The following is a 15,047-nucleotide window of genomic DNA, read 5'->3' on the forward strand; positions in this document are numbered from 1 at the left end:
CTTCCCCGGCCTGAACCGCCTGCCCGGACCGACCTCCAGTCCGCACCGCTCCAGCGGCCCGCACCGCGCCACCAGCCTCGGGCCCGCGACCCGCTGGAGCCGGCCCGCGACCCGCAACTGCCCCCACTGCGACCAGCCGATCACCATCGTCGCGCTGCTGGCCACCCCCGAAGCCGCCCGCCCGCCCGACGATCCCCGGCCGCGTTCCAGAAATCGTCCCTCTCCGACGATCGTGACCCCCGTCCATCAAACGGCTGGTGGCGCCGACCTTCGGTCGGCGCCACCAGCCAAAGCATCACCACACATCGGCAGCCCGCGACTACTCGCCAGCCTCCGCCAAATAGATCTCCTCCGTGAAGCCGAACCCCAAGGCACACATCAGGACCGGCACGAGCGCATCCGCCGGCTTCGCCTCCGAGACGAGCGCCGCCAGGACGGCATCGGGATCCGGCTGACACCCGGCCTCCATCGCCCACGCCACCGCAACCTCTGCGACCTCGCGCGGATCGCCGATCCATTCCTCCGGGAACTCGTACTCCCGAGCCATCTCCGGCGACAGCGCGCATCTCCAGCTCAGGCCGCCCGGACTGGCTGCTTGCACGGCCGCGAAGTCGCCGTCCATGACATGCGCCGCCAGCACCGGCGCCCCTGTGTCCTCCACGATCGAGTTGCCGGGATCGCCGCCCGGCCACACCTGCAGCATCTGCCACTCACCGGCTCGCCACCACGCATACGGATCGCCACCTGCCTCCAGGATCGCAGGATGCTCAAGCAGCGGCCGACCCGACCGCGCGACGAAGAAAGACCCGGTGAACCCCATGACCCCACACCCTAGAAGCCTCCACCGACACGCTCATCGCTCCCCACCTTCCCCACTCAGTTGAACCCCGGACGAAGTGAGGAAGAGAAGCACACCTGGCCGATTTCACGGCTCTGACCGCGATTCCGTGAACGATCTTCTGTTCGGCACCGGGTGCCGGGCAGGGGCTTCGTTGCGGACTGCGCCGTCCCGGTCCGCCCCGCAGTACATCGTGATCGCTCACGGAATCGCGGCCGGAGTTCGATCGCGCTACAACTGGTCCGGGAGCGCAGCCACCAGGAGGGCGACGGCTTCCTCGGGCGTCTCGGTGCGCGCGACCAGCTCCCCGCCCCGGCGCCGTACCCCGTACAGCCGCTCGTCGTGCGGGAACAGGCCGTACCCCACCTGCCCTGCCCAGTGGCCGAACCCGGTCTGTCTCTTCTGGAAGAACTCGATCCTGGTGGAGAACCACACGTTGAAGTGGCTGGTGATCGGCGTCAGCCTGCGGAGCGTCGGCTGGGCATGCGCGGCCACCAACAGCGCGTGCGTGCGGGGCAACCGGCCCCACGACGACGTGTGGAAGCGGTCGAGCTTGGTGTGCCACACCAACTCGACCGCGTCCAGGGGCTCCTGCTCGTGCTCCACGGCCCACGGGCGGTACTCGATGCCCGGAGCCAGGGCCTTGGTCTCCCCCAGCCCCGCACCGCTCATCCACGCAGCTGTCGCCCTGACCACTTCCGCCGGCTCCATGACCCACCCGCCGGCCATGGCCACGCCGCGGCTCTGCAGGGACATCCAGAAGCCCCCGCACTGCTCGCCGGTCGGATACACCGACAGGAACCTCGAACCCCAGGACTGATCGTAGGGCGGACGCACCGTCACTCGACGGCCGGACTCCTCGCTGCTGTACCTCGCCGAGAACTCGTCATCCGGCTCGGGCAGGACCACCCCGAGGCCCTCCGCCGTACACCTCAACACCTCCTTGAGCACCCCGCCGCCTCCTTGTTGGCGCTCGCCTGTCCCCGCCTCGACGCTCATCCGCGCAGTATGCCGCGCGGTTGCCGAGCCTGTCGGCCTGCTGCTCGAAAACAGGGAATCCTGTGTGGCCTCACGGTCTCCCTGAGCCGTGGGCCACGCCGCGCCGCGCCGGGCGATTCTGGGAATGATGCCGAGGCCCCACACCAGCCTGGATCCAGTCCCACAGCCGCCGCCAGCCTGTGACACCACTGCACCCGGTCCGCTCCGCGCACCTCCTGCCAGCTCACGCCCTTGCACAGCACATACACGATGCCGCGGAGCGCAGCACCGTCATCCGCTGGCCAGTGGGCTGAGGGTCGGCTCTGCGTCCGTCAGGTGCCCCCACGAACCTGCCGGACCGGCTCCGGCGAGGGGTTGCTCGGTCCGGGGTTGGTGGTGGATGTGCACCAGGCCGAGTCCGTGCTGTGCGCGCCGCAGGTACCGCAGACGTGGCCGTCGGCGGCTAGTGGGGTCTCGGCTTCCTCCCACTGGTCGAGGACGAGAGCGAGGGTGCGCGGGATCAGCCCTGTGTCGTGTGCCCAGACCAGCGTGGGGACCAGAAGCACGCAGGCGATGGAGTAGTTGGCGCAGCGCTGGAGCAGGCCCTCGGGGTCAAGCCGCAGGGCAGTCCCCACCCATCGGAGCTTCGTTGGCAGAGCGGTGTCCCGCACGAGCAGCCGTTCTTCATCCTCATGACCGCGCCTGCGTGGTTGGCCCAGCGACGAATCTGTTCTCTCCACCCCGGGTGAGCAGGTGGTGTCGGCTTTGGCTTGCCGGGGTTGTGTGGCCGTGGATCGACGAGGTCGTTGGAGTTCCAGGACAGTGCGGCAACCGTACGCCCGGCCGCGCGTACCTCGGATTCGTCGAACTGCCGCCGGTTGGCGCGCTTGTGGGCGCGCACCGGTACATGCCCGAAGAAGACGAAATCGTGCTCGGCGAAACGCTTGCGCTGGAACTGCTCGGGCACCATCGGGACCGGGCAGCCACGCATCTCCTCGGCCAGGCACTGCACAGCCAGCTTTTGACTGATCACCCGACCAGCCTGGTGCCCGGCTCTGACAATGGGAGTCCGGTGGTAGGCCGCCAGTACGCCACCACCCGGACTGCCACCGGACCCGGTCCTGGACAATCCAGTGCTTCTGAAGCCGTCAGAGGAAGGTCGGAGGGGGACGATCCGATCAGTCCCATCCCCTCGGGTCGCGTGAAGGGTCGTCATTCTGCCGCGGGCGGCAAGGCGTCAGGACTGGAGCGGTGAAGGGCGCCTGCCTGCCGCCCGCGAACCGGCGCGCTCCACCTCCGGGCCACACGCGGCGCCGGTGGTCCCGGGCGCGGACAGCGCTTCATACCGGAGCGGCCGGAGACGGGCCGGGCAATCCGTGCGACCCGCCGCTCCGAAATGCACCGGCACGGACACGTCGAACGACACGATCACGGCGAGGGAACGGGGTGGGTGTGGAGATCACCGGGAGCAGTCGGACGTGGCCTCCGTGGCCGGAGTTGATGCACGGCAACCGCCCGGTCCTTCTCGCTCCCCCTGATGCCTCGCGCCCCGCCGGCCCGGACAACGGCTGGTGCGGGCCCCGCCTGGGCCCGCCCGAGCAACAGCCCGGCTGGGAGGCCGAGTTCGACGGTGCCCGGCTCGTCGTGCGCGATCCCTGCGGGGCCGCCTGGTACGACGGCCCGCTCGCCGCCGCCCGCCAGTGGACGCGCGCCGTCCGCACCCACCGGACACTGCTCATCGTCACCGGCGACTTCACCAGCGCCTTCGACTTCCCCACCGCCGCCACGGCCGGGAACCTCCTCCTCCTCGCCATCCCGATCCGACTCGTCGACAGCAACTGAACACCGTCCGCCCGACGGCAGACACAGGGCTGCGCCCGGACAAGCCGGCCGGACGTCCGGGCTCACATGCGACAACGACCGGGCCCGACCGGCCCGCCACACCCCCGAGTTGGTGCTTATTGTTCCCGGGCCCCCAGGCCCGATTGTGCGGCGGCCGTGGCTCCACACCCGCGAAACGTACAACAGCGGCGGGCCGCATGCCCCGTCGAGTTGGACCGCAGCACTGGCCGGGCAGTCCGCGGCGCCCGCGGGGTCTGGTGAAGGCGATTACGGCCGAGCTGTTCCCTCGGGTCCCGGGTCGACACCGACGGCACCCCCTCTCGCATGGACCGTCGGGTGTTCCTCCGGTCTCCGCGGTATGGAACCGCCGCTGGCCACAGGCCTTTTGAAGTTGCCAACGCAAGAGCGACGCGCTAGGCAGCTCAGGGCGTCACGGGCCGGCGTGCCGAGCTGAGCGCCTGGCCTGGCGGGTGGGCACGGCACGCATTCGTCCGGCCGACTCCCGAACGTTTCCCCGGCAAGGGGCTGCCGCCGGGAGCGCCGCCGCGACGCCCGGCCCGGCCCCAATCGCCGCACCGTTCGGCGTCCGCGTGCTGCGGCCCCAGGCCGTCCCGGCCCGCCCTCCGCGGTGTCCGCTTCGCCCGCCGGAGGCGGTCGTCGATAGGGTGCGGGGCGTCGAAGCTCGGCAATGGGGAAGGGGACCGGGATGACGGAATCGCCGGTGGGGAGTTTCGGTGCCGCGCCGGAGCCGGTCGAGGTGGCGCCCGAGGTGCGGGCGCTTCTGGTGCGGCTGCGGGACGGCGCGTTCGACGCGCCGTCGCCGGAAGGCGCGATCCACCTGCTGGACAAGGTCGCCCGCGAGATGACGTCGCTGCTGGGCCGGTACGACCGCGACACGCTGGTGGCATGGCGGAAACTCGGCCAGATCCGCAACGAGTCCGGTGAGTCGGCCGCCGCGGTCCACCTGCTCGGGCAGGTGTCGGCGGACATGGTCCACGTACTCGGCCAAGCGGACCGCGAGACCCTTCACGCACAGGCGGACCTCGCCTTCGCGATCGGAAACGCCGGGAACAGCACGGACGCGGCCCTCCGCCTGCGCCACCTGCTGCCTTTGCTGCACGCCGAGTTCGGCCCGCAGCACCCGATGGCGCTGACTGCACACGTGCAGCTCGCCGTGAACATTGGACGCACCGGCGACGTGCTCACCGCCGTCGGCGAACTGATGCAGCTGGTCCCGGTGATCGAGCAGGCGGTCGGCGACGAAGGCCTCACGCTGTCCGAGGCCCGCGCCGAGCTGGGCCGGCTGATCCCGCAGTGGCGGCGGGTGACCGGCGGCGGACCGCTGGCGCCGGTGATGGCGGTCGCGATGGTGCACCGGCTGATCGTCTGGGACTTCGACTCGGACCAGGAGGCGGTCGCCTACCTGACCGAACTGGAACGTGCCACCGGCCGCAAGGACCTGGCGGGGCGGCTCGCCGCGGTGCCGGACGGCATGACCGCCCCGCACGCGACGGCCATGGTGCTCGGCTGAAGCTGCGTCACCTGCCGTGCGGTGCCGACGGATCGGCCTCCCCCTCCCCTGCGGGATACGCTCCAGGCGGGTTTCAGTGCTCCAGCCGGGCCGAGTGTACGGGCGGCGCGCAGGGCCGAGTGCGCGGGCGGCGCGCAGGGCCGAGTGTACGGGCGGCGCGCAGGGCCGGCGGCTCTGCCGAGCCGCCACGGCCGGGCGGGCGTCTACCCGGGGGCGCGATGTGCTGTCTCCATGGCGCCCTGTGCCAGCGGACGCATGCGAGGCCGACCTCGTGGCGGGGTTCGGTGCGCAGAAGCCCGCGCACCGTGCCGGTCAGCGTCTCCACGACGTGCAGGTCCTCGGTCAGGTAAAGGGCTCCGTGGTCGAACCGTGTGTGGCAGCCGGGGCGCCGGCACGGGACGTTACCGGCGCAGTCGGGGCCGCCGTTCGCTTTGCCCGCGCGTACGGCCTCGCTGTCGTGATGGCCAGCCGAAACGACCTCGATGCCATCGGCTGGTGATGAAGGCGTCTTCGTGCTGGATGGCTGCTTTGGCGTGCCCGCCCGGTGCGCGCCCTTGTAGTCGGCCCCGGTGGTGGGACAGCCGGTTCCGTCAGTGCGGACGGGTTCCGGTGATCTTGTGCCAGCGATCGAGCTCTTCGTCCAGGGCGCGGCGGGCGGCGGGGATCTTCGTGTCGGCCGCTTCTTCGGCCTTTCCCTGTTCCAGCCGTTCGAGTGCCTGCTCGTGGCCGGTGGTGTCGGCGACGGCTTCGGCGAGTTCGACTTCCGCTCGGGGGATGTCGGCCAAGCGGAGTGGTGTGGCGCGCTTGGCAGCGGCTATGGCGTCGTGCGTTCTGGCGGCGAACTGCGTGAGTTCCGTCGGGTCGTACTCTTCCTCGGGGAAGTCGAGTGCCTGCTGTCGGCCGTCGGGAAGGACCAGGTGCAGGTGTCCGGTGCCGTCGGCCCGCTCGCAGCGGACCGCGATCTCCTCCAGTGGGTACTCGTGCGTCGCCCCGCCGGTAAAGACGACCAGTCGGTGCTCGTGCAGTTGCACGGGGCCCATCGTGCTGTGCAGCGTGCCGCGGCCGGGGGCACGGAGCATTTCGAGACGGCGCTCGGCTCGGGCGATGCGGCTGCGGTAAGCGGAGCGTTCCGCGTCGACGGCGGCCCGGAGGGCCGCGAGCCGGCCTGCGGCCTCGTGTTCCAGCCGCCGCAGATTGCCCCGCTTGGTACGGAGGCGCGCTCGGTCGTCGGCGTGCTGGCGGTGGAACGCGAACCGCCATCCCCCGGGGTAGCGGTCCGTCCACCACACGAGCGCGGCCAACACCGCCGCCACTGCGAACAGAACTGTCCAGCCCCAGGCACCCATTACGTCCTCCCTCGCCTACCGTTCTTCCACCCGTGGGAACAGCATGCCAACGCGGTGGCCGACCGTACACGGTGTTCGCAACAACTCTTGCCGGTCCTCGGTGAGGTGGTGGCGGCGCTGCCGGGCAGAGTCTGGTGGCGCGTCCGCTGGGTGGGCGGGGCGAGTCGAGAGCACCCGCTGCGGGAGGCTCAGGGCGGGTATTGAGTCGAAGCCCGCGAAGCGCGCGTTGGCCAGCCGGACGCCGGTACCGCGCGAGAGTGACGGTCAGTTCGGTGTTCGGGCAGCCGGCGGCCAGGTGGTGGAGGGTGTCGGCTTCGGCCGCATCGACGCTCAGGCCCCAGCGGGTCTTCACCGCGGTCCAGTCCGTGAGGTAGGTGCAGCGGTAGGCCTCGGCCGGCGGCAGCCAGTCGGTGACGTCCTTGTCCGCCTTCGACCTGTTCGACTTCGCCGAGACCGCGATCAGCGCACGGGGCTCGTCGAGGTCGTTGGCGTAGGCCTGCCGCGCGGCTGCGGTCCAGGCAGCGGCCCCGACTGGCGGGGAGCGTCATTCCAACCGTGCCGTATTCCCCGGCGGCTGCTTGCGCCAGCCGGTGTCGGAGGCGAGCACTACGGTGCTCCGCCATGGACGCTGACGATCTTGAGTACTGGCACCGTACCGGCTCCGGTGGCATCCCGTCGGAGGTGGTGGAGCGGCTGCTGGAGCGCGGGCACGGCGCGGTGGTGGCGGAGCAGGCCGGGCGGGGTGAGTGGTTCTGCGCCAAGGCGTGGGCCCAGGTGCTGGCGGGAGACGGCAGGTTGGAGGATGCGTTGGGGGTGCTGGCGCCGTACGCCGCGACGACGTGGTGGACGGCTGTGGTGGAGGTGGCCGGGCTGCTGGAGGACGCAGGCCGCATCGAGGAGGCGATCGAGACCGTCCGGGCCCGGATGGCCCTGGGCCACCCGCACGCGCTGGAGCAACTACGCCCGGCTGCTTACCCGGCACGGCCGCGCGTCGGAGGCGTTCGACCTGCTGCTGCCGCACGCCGACGAGCACGGGCGCATCAGCGCCCTGGTGAAGGCCGCCCTCGCGTCCGGACGTGAGGAGGAAGCCGCCGCGCTGCTCGCAGCCCGGATCGCCGAGCACCAATGCACCGACTTCCCCTGGTGCTGCCGCGACTTCGACACCGACACCGCCCGCGGGCTGCTCGCCACCATCCGCGAACGGCAGGGCCGCATCGACGAGGCCATCGCCCTGCTCCGGCAGCAACGCACCATCCCGGGCAACGGCCACGACCAGCTGGCGGACCTGCTGGCCCGGCAGGGGCGCATCGGCGAGCTGCGCGCCTACGCGGCCGGCGAGCAGTTCGAGTCCGCCACGCAGTGCCTGGCTGAGGTGTTGGAGGCGCGCGGTGATGTGGACGGCCTGGCGGCGCTCTACCGGCACCCGGGCAATCCGGCGCACTGGCGGGAGAACCACGCCGTGCTGCTGGCACGGCTGCTGGCCCGCCACGGGCGCGCCGGTGAGGCGATCGAGGAGCTGCGGGCGTACACGGAGGCGCCCGGCAACGGGGACGACTGGGTTATCACCGAGCTGTGCACCCTGTACGCCGAACAGGGCCGGGCCCACGACGGTCTGGCGTACCTGGACACCCTGAAGGAGCGCCACCCCGGCCAGGGGGAGGGGTGGGAGTTCTTCGAGTCGAGGCTCGCGCTCATGGCCGCCTGCGGCCGGATCGACGAAGTGTTCGGGAGCGCCGCCCAGGCCGGCGACGACGGGCCTGGGCGGCGCGGGCGGACCGAGAACGTCACCGCGCACGACGCCCGTTCGAGAGAGCCCCGACGTACCCGCCGGTGGCGCAGGCTCCGACGCCAGGAATGCGGGTCATCGCCCGGGGATCCTCGGTGGTGCAGGGTGCGTGGTAGTGGGAGGCCGAGGTCAGCGCGCCTCGGCCGACGCGGCCGCGGTGGCCGATCGGTCCGGGTGCGCGGTCTGCGCGTCGGCCGCGCCCCCTGCCGCTCGGGCCGCGCTTCGGGCGATCTGCAGACCGACGGCGGAGGTCACGACGGCCAGTGCCGCGGCGATGAGCCACGCGATGCGGAAGTCCTGGCGCTGCGCGGGTCCGACCTCGGAGCCGACGACGGCGACCAGCAGGGCGACGCCGACGGTCGCGGATATCTGCCGCACCGAGTTGACCAGGGCGGACCCGGTGGCGGCCCGGTGGCCCGGCAGCGAGGTCACGCCGGCGGCCACCAGCGTGCCCAGCGCAAGCCCCACCCCGACTCCGCCCAGCACCATGCTCGGCAGCAGGTCCTTCCAGTAGTCGGGGGCGACGGATGCGAACGCGGCGCGCCAGAGCATGGCGGCGGCGAACAGCGCACCACCGGCGGCCACCAGCGGCCCGTGGCCCCGGCGCTGCGCGGCGCGGGCGGTGAGCAGGGTGACGACGGGGACCAGCGCCGGCCCGGGCACCATGGCCAGTCCGGTGCGCAGCGCGCTCCAGTGCCAGACCTCCTGGCACCACAGCACGTTGGACAGCAGCATGATGGCGAAAGCGACGCCGAAGACGAAGGTGCCGGCGCTCGCGGCCCCGAACCTGGGCAGCCGCAGCAGGTGCAGCTCGAAAAGCGGCCGGCTGTGGCGCAGCGAGCGGACGATGAAGCCGGCGCCGGCGGCGAGCGCGAGGACGATCAGCAGCAGGGTCCGCGGGTTCGTCCAGCCCCAGGCCGGGCCCTGGACCAGGGCGCCGGACAGGGCGGCGATGGAGACGGTGACCAGCAGGGCGCCCAGCAGGTCGGGCAGGCGCCCCTGCTCGCGGCGGGTGGTGGCCGGGAGGGTGCGCAGGCCGGCGAGGACGGTGGCGATGCCGATGGGCACGTTGATCACGAAGATCCAGCGCCAGTCGATCTGGACGAGGAGCCCGCCGGCGACCGGTCCTGCGGCGGCCGCGAGGCCGCCGACGGCCGCCCAGTTGCGGGTGGCGTGGGTGCGGCGCTCGGCCGGGACGGTGGCGAGCAGCAGGGCGAGGGACGTGGGCAGCTGGGCGGCGGCGCCGACGGCCTGCAGGGTGCGGGCCGCGACGAGCCAGCCGAGGGTCGGCGCGAGCGCGCAGGCCAGCGAGGCGAGGGTGAACAGGCTGACGCCGGCCAGGAACACCGGCCGTTGACCGATCCGGTCGCCGATGCGGCCGGCGACGACCAGGAGCGCGGCGAGGACGATGGCGTAGGCGTTGAGGACCCACGACAGGGAACCCAGGGTCGCCCCGTGCCCTTGTGGCGAGGCGAAGGTGGTGCCCATGGCGGGCAGGGCCACGTTGACGATCCACAGGTCCAGGTTGGTCATGAAGACCGCCAGCAGGATCACCGTCGACGCCACGCGCCGCTTTGAAAACCAAACCGTCCGTGTCATGTGGTCAGCCAAGCACGTCACGCTTTGAGATTCAAACCATATGGTCGATGCAGGCCCGCGTTTGCCCAAACTTTGATTGTCAAACCGCGGCGAGGGATGCTGGTCCCATGACTACGCCACGCGTCGACCCGTACGAAGTGCCCGGCCGTCCCTGCTCGATCGCCGCGTCCCTCCAGGTCGTCGGCGACCGGTGGTCACTGCTCGCGGTCCGCGAGGTCTCCCTCGGCAACCACCGCTTCCGCCAGATCGCCAAGAACACCGCCGCCCCCACCGACCGCCTCTCCGCCCGGCTGAAAGCCCTCGTCGCCGACGGAATCCTGGAACGCCGCCCCCTGCCCGACGACCCCCGGCACGACGGCTACTACCTCACCGAAGCAGGCCGCGACCTCCTCGGCGTCATCCGCGAACTGCTGCGCTGGGGCGACCGCTGGCTCACCGACCAACCCCCGCTGCGCCTGCGCCACCACGAGCACACCTACACCCCCCGCCGGGTCTGCGACCACTGCGGCGAAAGCGTCGACCCCGACGACATCCACCCCGAAGTCACCGCCGCAGGCTGGACCCTCCACGGCCCGACCGCCTGACCCCAACCACTCCCCAGCGCCAGCACCCCACCACCACCGCCAGCCCACCGCGCCCGACGGATCGCCCACCGCCCAACGGGGAGAAGCAACCCACGGACTACCCCGGACGGCCACCGACCCGCCGCAGCGACAAGTTCTTGAACCCGAACTTTCGGCGAGCGACCAGGTGAGCAACACGACAGTCGGCGACGAACACGCCGTCAAGGTCCTTGGACCCGACGGCACCCACGACCATCGACCCACCCGGGAGCGACCTGTTCCACGGCCTTCGGCAACTGCGGCTGCTCCTGGAGCCCCGGGGCCTGTCCGTAGCGGTGCAGAGAAGCCGCACCACCGCCTGGGCCTCCGGCATGCAGCGCACCATGACCGGCGCTCGGAGGGTCCACATCCACCGCTACGGCCACCATGTCACCAAGGCGGGTGCGGTCAGGACTTTCGACCACGCCGACCCAGCCGACCTCGCGAACGACTCCACCTCCGGAACCGCGGTCCGAACAATCCGACGAATCGGCATGGCGTGCACGGGCTCGACCTCGACCGGTCCGACTCGGCTGCCACGGCTGTGCGGCGGTCGGCACTCGCGCCTCGCTGGTGCGGCCCGACCACGACCGAATCCGCGGCTCGGCTCACCGCCCGCCGGGGAACGCCCCCTCGACCCCGGTCGGCCTGTCGCGGCGTGCGCGGGTCACGGGGCGGGCGGGCCGGCGGCGCTCCAGAGTTCCTCGAAGCGGCGGATGCGGCGTTCCACCCGCTCGGGGCGGACCACCAGGCGGGTGTTGGCGATGGCGAGGCGGCCGCCCTGGTCGAGGGCGCGGGCCGAGGAGACCTCGTAGCTCAGGGTCTGGTCGAACAGGATGAAGTCGAACATCGGGTCCACCCGGGAGGACGCGGCCAGGCCGCTGGAGCGCATCACCCGCACCACGATGCCGGCCGCGGCCTGCTGGCGGCAGACGTGCTCGACCTCCCGGAGAGCTGCGGGGTCCTCGCTGTCCAGGATGAACACCCGACGCACCGTCACACCGCGGCTGACGGCCTCGCCCTGCAGGGCGAGGTAGCGCAGTCCCAGCTCGGAGTCCCAGAACTCGGAGTCCGCGGCGGCGCTGGTGGCGTCGATGCTGCCCACCGCGACGGCGGTGAGCGACAGCAGCCAGTCGCGGTCCTCGCCGTCGTAGGCGGTCTCACCCCCGGACAGGTCCCGGACGAGCTCGGTGAGCCGCCGGATCTCCTGTTCGAGGAAGGCGTACATGACGGTCGGTCCGTCGTGGCCGACCTCCGCGGTCCGGTTCAGCAGCCTGGTCACGGTCGCGGCGTCGAGCCGGGAGGATCTCAGCTGCCGCATCTGCCGGGACGCCTCGCTGACGCCCGCGAGGCCGCTCACCAGCGCGCCTTCGACGGACAGCAGGCGGCGTTCGAAGTCGACCAGGAACTGGACCATCAGCAGCGTGCCGCCGACGAACGACGACAGGATCAGGGTGATGCTCTGCGGCTGCTCCGTCGCGTTGGTGAGCAGGTAGGCGATCCCGCCGCCCGCCAGCGAGACGAGGATCTTGCGGACGATCGGCGGTATCCGCACCGGCGGTGGTGCCGAGGCTTCCTGTGTCACTCGTTCCCCCCAGGGTGTGAGTCGGTCAGGTCCGCGCGACAGGCTGCATGGCGCGGGAGCGGACGGGTGCGGGCCGCGCCGGGGGTGCCTGAGGCGCCGTCACGACGGCCCGTAGAACACGTAGTCGACCCGCTGTGCGACCTCCGCGGGCAGCGTCCGGCCCTCGTGGGCGGCGTGCGCGGCCAGCTGCGCCAGATCCTCCGGCGGCGGGGCCCACCGGTCCAGGACGACCTTCACGGCGTGCTCCACCGGCAGGAAGCCGGAGGGCAGCACCGAGCAGGTGCGGTACGCGGTGAACGGCTCGGCCTCGGGCCGGATCCGCACCAGCGGCGGGAGGTCCTGCCACGCGTCCGGGAACTCGCCGGGGGCGGGCGCGGCTTCGAGCACCGGCCGGCCCCGGTCGCGCAGCAGGCCGAGCCGCATGAGCTGCCACACCGCGGCCAGGAAGGAGCACGACCACGCCCGGCCGCCCCTTCCCTCGCTCCACAACTCGACGTCGACGAAGACCGAGTGGCGGTGCCCCCCGCTCTGCCGCGGTGGCCGCCAGAACGGTCCGCCGCCCGGGGCTGCGCCTGCCGGGGAGCGCTCGCCGTTGCTCAGCCAGCCGGTCACGTCCGGCGCCGGACGGGAGCTGTCGGGGCGGGCCGGCGGGCCGGGCGCCAGGCCGGCCTCGACCAGCCGGGCCGGGCGGACCGCTCCCGCCTCGGCGCAGGCCGACTCCCGGGCCAGGTAGTCGATGTCGAGCCCGGCGTCGGCGGCCACCGCCAGCAGTTTGGGCAGCACCTCGCCCGGTACGGCGCGCCGCGCGGCGTGGTCGTCGATCAGGACGCAGGTGCTGATCCTGGCCGCCGGGCCGACCTGGGCCGCACACGCCCGGCGAGCCGCCTCCGCCCAGGGGGCGACCCGGTCGAACTGCTCGCGCAGGCGCGCGGGCCCGGCCTGCAGGTCTCCCGGGTAGAAGTGGCCCAGCTCCAGCGAGAGGTGCGCGAACGCCGGTGCGGCCTCCCCCGGCCCGCGGCCCTGCTCCGGCAGCACCTGTTCGGCCGGGCCCTCCCGGACGCGGCCGGTCACGGCCGGGCCTCACGGCGCCGGTCGCGGTCCCGCTGCCGGGAGCGGACGGGCGTCCGGCGGCTCGCCGGGAGCTGACTGTGCGTCAATGTCCGTACCCCTCACCCGTTTCCGCCCCAGCGCCAGGAGCATCCCGGTGTAGCCTTCCCGCAGCATGGCGGTCTCAGGCGTTTCTATCCGGATCACTCCTAGATCACTCTCGGCGTGGCCGGCGAGCGCCGCGAGGGCGTGCTCGGCGGTGATCCGGCAGGCGGGGAACCGCAGCTCGCCGACCTCGTAGCCGAGCGAGTTCTCCATGAACGCCACCGCGAACGGCGCGCCGGGCCGCAGTGCCGCGGCGAACCGGTCGACGGCCGCCGAGAACTCGTCGTGGTGCGCGGAGACCGACTCCGCGACGAAGAACATCGTGCCGATGTCGGCGCTGTGCTCCGGCAGGTCGGAGAACAGGTTCCCGTCGACCACCCGGGCGGTCTGCGCGAGCCGCCGGCGCGGGTCCGCCACCGCCCGGTAGGCGGGAGCCTCGTCCAGCACCCGCCAGAACTCGTCCCAGCTCTCCGAGTACCACTCGAGCTCGCTCCGGAGCCAGTCGACGTTCCGCTTTCCGCATTCGAGCAGGGTGATCCGGGAGCACCATGGCAGCATGGCGAGCGCCGGGTAGAGGTTGCTTCCCGACCCGACGTCCACGCCACGCAGCGCCCCGGTCGGCAGGTCCCCGGCCAGGGTGCTGAAGTGGTCCCGGACGGCGGCCAGGATCTGGCCGTCGTCGGCGCGCAGCGACCGGTAGTTGGACGCTGTGTAGTGCTCCGGGTCGAAGTCGTTCCAGGGCAGGTCGCCGTTGGCTGGGGGCATGGTTCGACGAGGCTACCAACGAGAGGTGATGGCTGTGCACCAGAGCGAGGGACCCGACGGTCCCGGCCGTGGCACCGTGCGGCCCGTGGCCGAGCACGAGCTCCCGGAGCTGGTCCGGATGGACCACCGGCTCTTCCCCGAGATGCCTTACCCGTACTTCGTGCTGCGGCAGTTGTACGAGCTGTACCGGGACCGGCTGCTGGTGGTGGAGCGCGGGGGCGAACTCGGCGGGTACGTGCTGTTTGCCACCACCCCGGACGGCGAGCGCAGTTGGGTGCTGGCCCTCGGTGTCGTCCCGGGTGCGCGGGGGCTCGGCCACGGGCGCTCGCTGATGGCCGTGGGCCTGGACCGTCTCGCCGCCGACGGGGTCCACGAGGTGATGATCACGGTCGCCCCGGGCAACCGGCCCGCCCTCGGCCTGTACGAGTCGCTCGGCTTCGTCCAGGTCGACCACCGGGCCGACTACTTCGGTGCGGGCGGCGACCGGCTGATCCTGCGGCTGCCGCTGCACGGGTAGCCACGGGGTGTGCGGGGCCGAGGGGATGCGGCGTCGGCGGAGTGCGGTCTCCGGAACGTCCGGAGGAATCGGCGCGGTGATCGGCGGCCGCTGCTGACGGTCGGTCAGCGGTTCTGCTCCCGCGGGGTGGTGACGCCTCCGGCGCGCAGCGCCGTGCCGATGGCGGTGTGGCGGTAGTGGACGTGGCGCTGTGCCGGGTGCGGTCGATCAGACCGGCGGCGGCGCCGAGGACGGCCAGGTGCTGGCTGACGGCCTCAGCGGTGACGCCGAGGCGGTGGGCGAGTTCGGCGCCGGTCGCGGGTTCGACGAGCAGTGCGAGCAGGCAGGCGCGGGGGCGGCCGAGCAGCCGTTCCCGGGAGCGGGGCGACGGCGGGGGTGGCGCTGTCGCCGAGAACGGCCAGGCCCCGCGCGGTGCAGACGACGTGGGGCGGAGCGGGCGGGCCGATCATGGTGGACACGCCGTCGACGAAGCAGCCGGGTGGGAACAGCAGGCGTCGACCGTTGAC

13 protein-coding genes are annotated in these 15,047 nt (G+C 72.3%); 5 read left to right on the forward strand and 8 right to left on the reverse strand.

Annotation, left to right across the window (positions count from 1 at the left end; translation table 11 throughout):
- Positions 1-319 precede the first annotated feature (319 nt).
- The 3 genes from BX266_RS00265 to BX266_RS00275 form a co-directional block, all read right to left on the reverse strand.
- Positions 320-820: a hypothetical protein gene (locus BX266_RS00265; RefSeq protein WP_099896916.1), complete on the reverse strand. Its 501-nt coding sequence runs from the start codon at positions 818-820 to the stop codon at positions 320-322.
- 249 nt (positions 821-1,069) lie between these two features.
- On the reverse strand, positions 1,070-1,837 hold the full coding sequence (locus tag BX266_RS00270; RefSeq protein WP_143686826.1) for a DUF6193 family natural product biosynthesis protein: 768 nt from the start codon (positions 1,835-1,837) through the stop codon (positions 1,070-1,072).
- A gap of 311 nt (positions 1,838-2,148) precedes the next feature.
- The gene (locus tag BX266_RS00275; protein ID WP_099896918.1) at positions 2,149-2,451 is read right to left on the reverse strand and encodes a hypothetical protein; all 303 of its coding nucleotides are present in this window, start codon (positions 2,449-2,451) and stop codon (positions 2,149-2,151) included.
- A gap of 865 nt (positions 2,452-3,316) precedes the next feature.
- Between BX266_RS00275 and BX266_RS00280 the strand changes: the two genes are divergently transcribed.
- Together BX266_RS00280 and BX266_RS00285 are read left to right on the forward strand one after the other, a co-directional pair.
- Positions 3,317-3,658: a hypothetical protein gene (locus BX266_RS00280; RefSeq protein WP_099896919.1), complete on the forward strand. Its 342-nt coding sequence runs from the start codon at positions 3,317-3,319 to the stop codon at positions 3,656-3,658.
- A gap of 706 nt (positions 3,659-4,364) precedes the next feature.
- Positions 4,365-5,189: a hypothetical protein gene (locus BX266_RS00285; RefSeq protein ID WP_143686827.1), complete on the forward strand. Its 825-nt coding sequence runs from the start codon at positions 4,365-4,367 to the stop codon at positions 5,187-5,189.
- A gap of 590 nt (positions 5,190-5,779) precedes the next feature.
- Here BX266_RS00285 and BX266_RS00295 read toward each other — a convergent pair.
- Positions 5,780-6,535, reverse strand: a complete 756-nt coding sequence (locus BX266_RS00295; protein ID WP_099896921.1) for a hypothetical protein — start codon at positions 6,533-6,535, stop codon at positions 5,780-5,782.
- A gap of 621 nt (positions 6,536-7,156) precedes the next feature.
- Here BX266_RS00295 and BX266_RS00305 point away from each other — a divergent pair.
- Positions 7,157-7,615 carry a hypothetical protein gene (locus BX266_RS00305; RefSeq protein WP_099896922.1) on the forward strand — a complete coding sequence of 153 codons (459 nt, stop codon included), beginning with the start codon at positions 7,157-7,159 and terminating at the stop codon, positions 7,613-7,615.
- 835 nt (positions 7,616-8,450) lie between these two features.
- Here the strand turns inward: BX266_RS00305 and BX266_RS00310 are convergent.
- Positions 8,451-9,887, reverse strand: a complete 1,437-nt coding sequence (locus tag BX266_RS00310; protein WP_259464455.1) for an MFS transporter — start codon at positions 9,885-9,887, stop codon at positions 8,451-8,453.
- 140 nt (positions 9,888-10,027) lie between these two features.
- Here BX266_RS00310 and BX266_RS00315 point away from each other — a divergent pair, with 140 nt between their 5' ends.
- On the forward strand, positions 10,028-10,504 hold the full coding sequence (locus BX266_RS00315; RefSeq protein ID WP_099896924.1) for a helix-turn-helix domain-containing protein: 477 nt from the start codon (positions 10,028-10,030) through the stop codon (positions 10,502-10,504).
- A 685-nt stretch (positions 10,505-11,189) separates the two neighbouring features.
- On the opposite strand, the gene BX266_RS00320 is transcribed toward BX266_RS00315, so the two are convergent.
- The 3 genes from BX266_RS00320 to BX266_RS00330 form a co-directional block, all read right to left on the reverse strand.
- Positions 11,190-12,107 carry a DUF6879 family protein gene (locus BX266_RS00320; protein WP_220659684.1) on the reverse strand — a complete coding sequence of 306 codons (918 nt, stop codon included), beginning with the start codon at positions 12,105-12,107 and terminating at the stop codon, positions 11,190-11,192.
- Positions 12,108-12,206: 99 nt separating this feature from the next.
- The gene (locus BX266_RS00325) at positions 12,207-13,178 is read right to left on the reverse strand and encodes an SCO2522 family protein (protein WP_399168732.1); all 972 of its coding nucleotides are present in this window, start codon (positions 13,176-13,178) and stop codon (positions 12,207-12,209) included.
- A 9-nt stretch (positions 13,179-13,187) separates the two neighbouring features.
- Entirely contained in the window at positions 13,188-14,024 is an 837-nt protein-coding gene (locus BX266_RS00330; RefSeq protein WP_099896926.1) for an SCO2525 family SAM-dependent methyltransferase, read from the reverse strand.
- An 85-nt stretch (positions 14,025-14,109) separates the two neighbouring features.
- Between BX266_RS00330 and BX266_RS00335 the strand changes: the two genes are divergently transcribed.
- Positions 14,110-14,541, forward strand: a complete 432-nt coding sequence (locus BX266_RS00335; RefSeq protein WP_259464456.1) for an N-acetyltransferase — start codon at positions 14,110-14,112, stop codon at positions 14,539-14,541.
- Positions 14,542-15,047: the final 506 nt, after the last annotated feature.

The organism is Streptomyces sp. TLI_171 (assembly GCF_003610255.1).
GTDB lineage: Bacteria > Actinomycetota > Actinomycetes > Streptomycetales > Streptomycetaceae > Kitasatospora.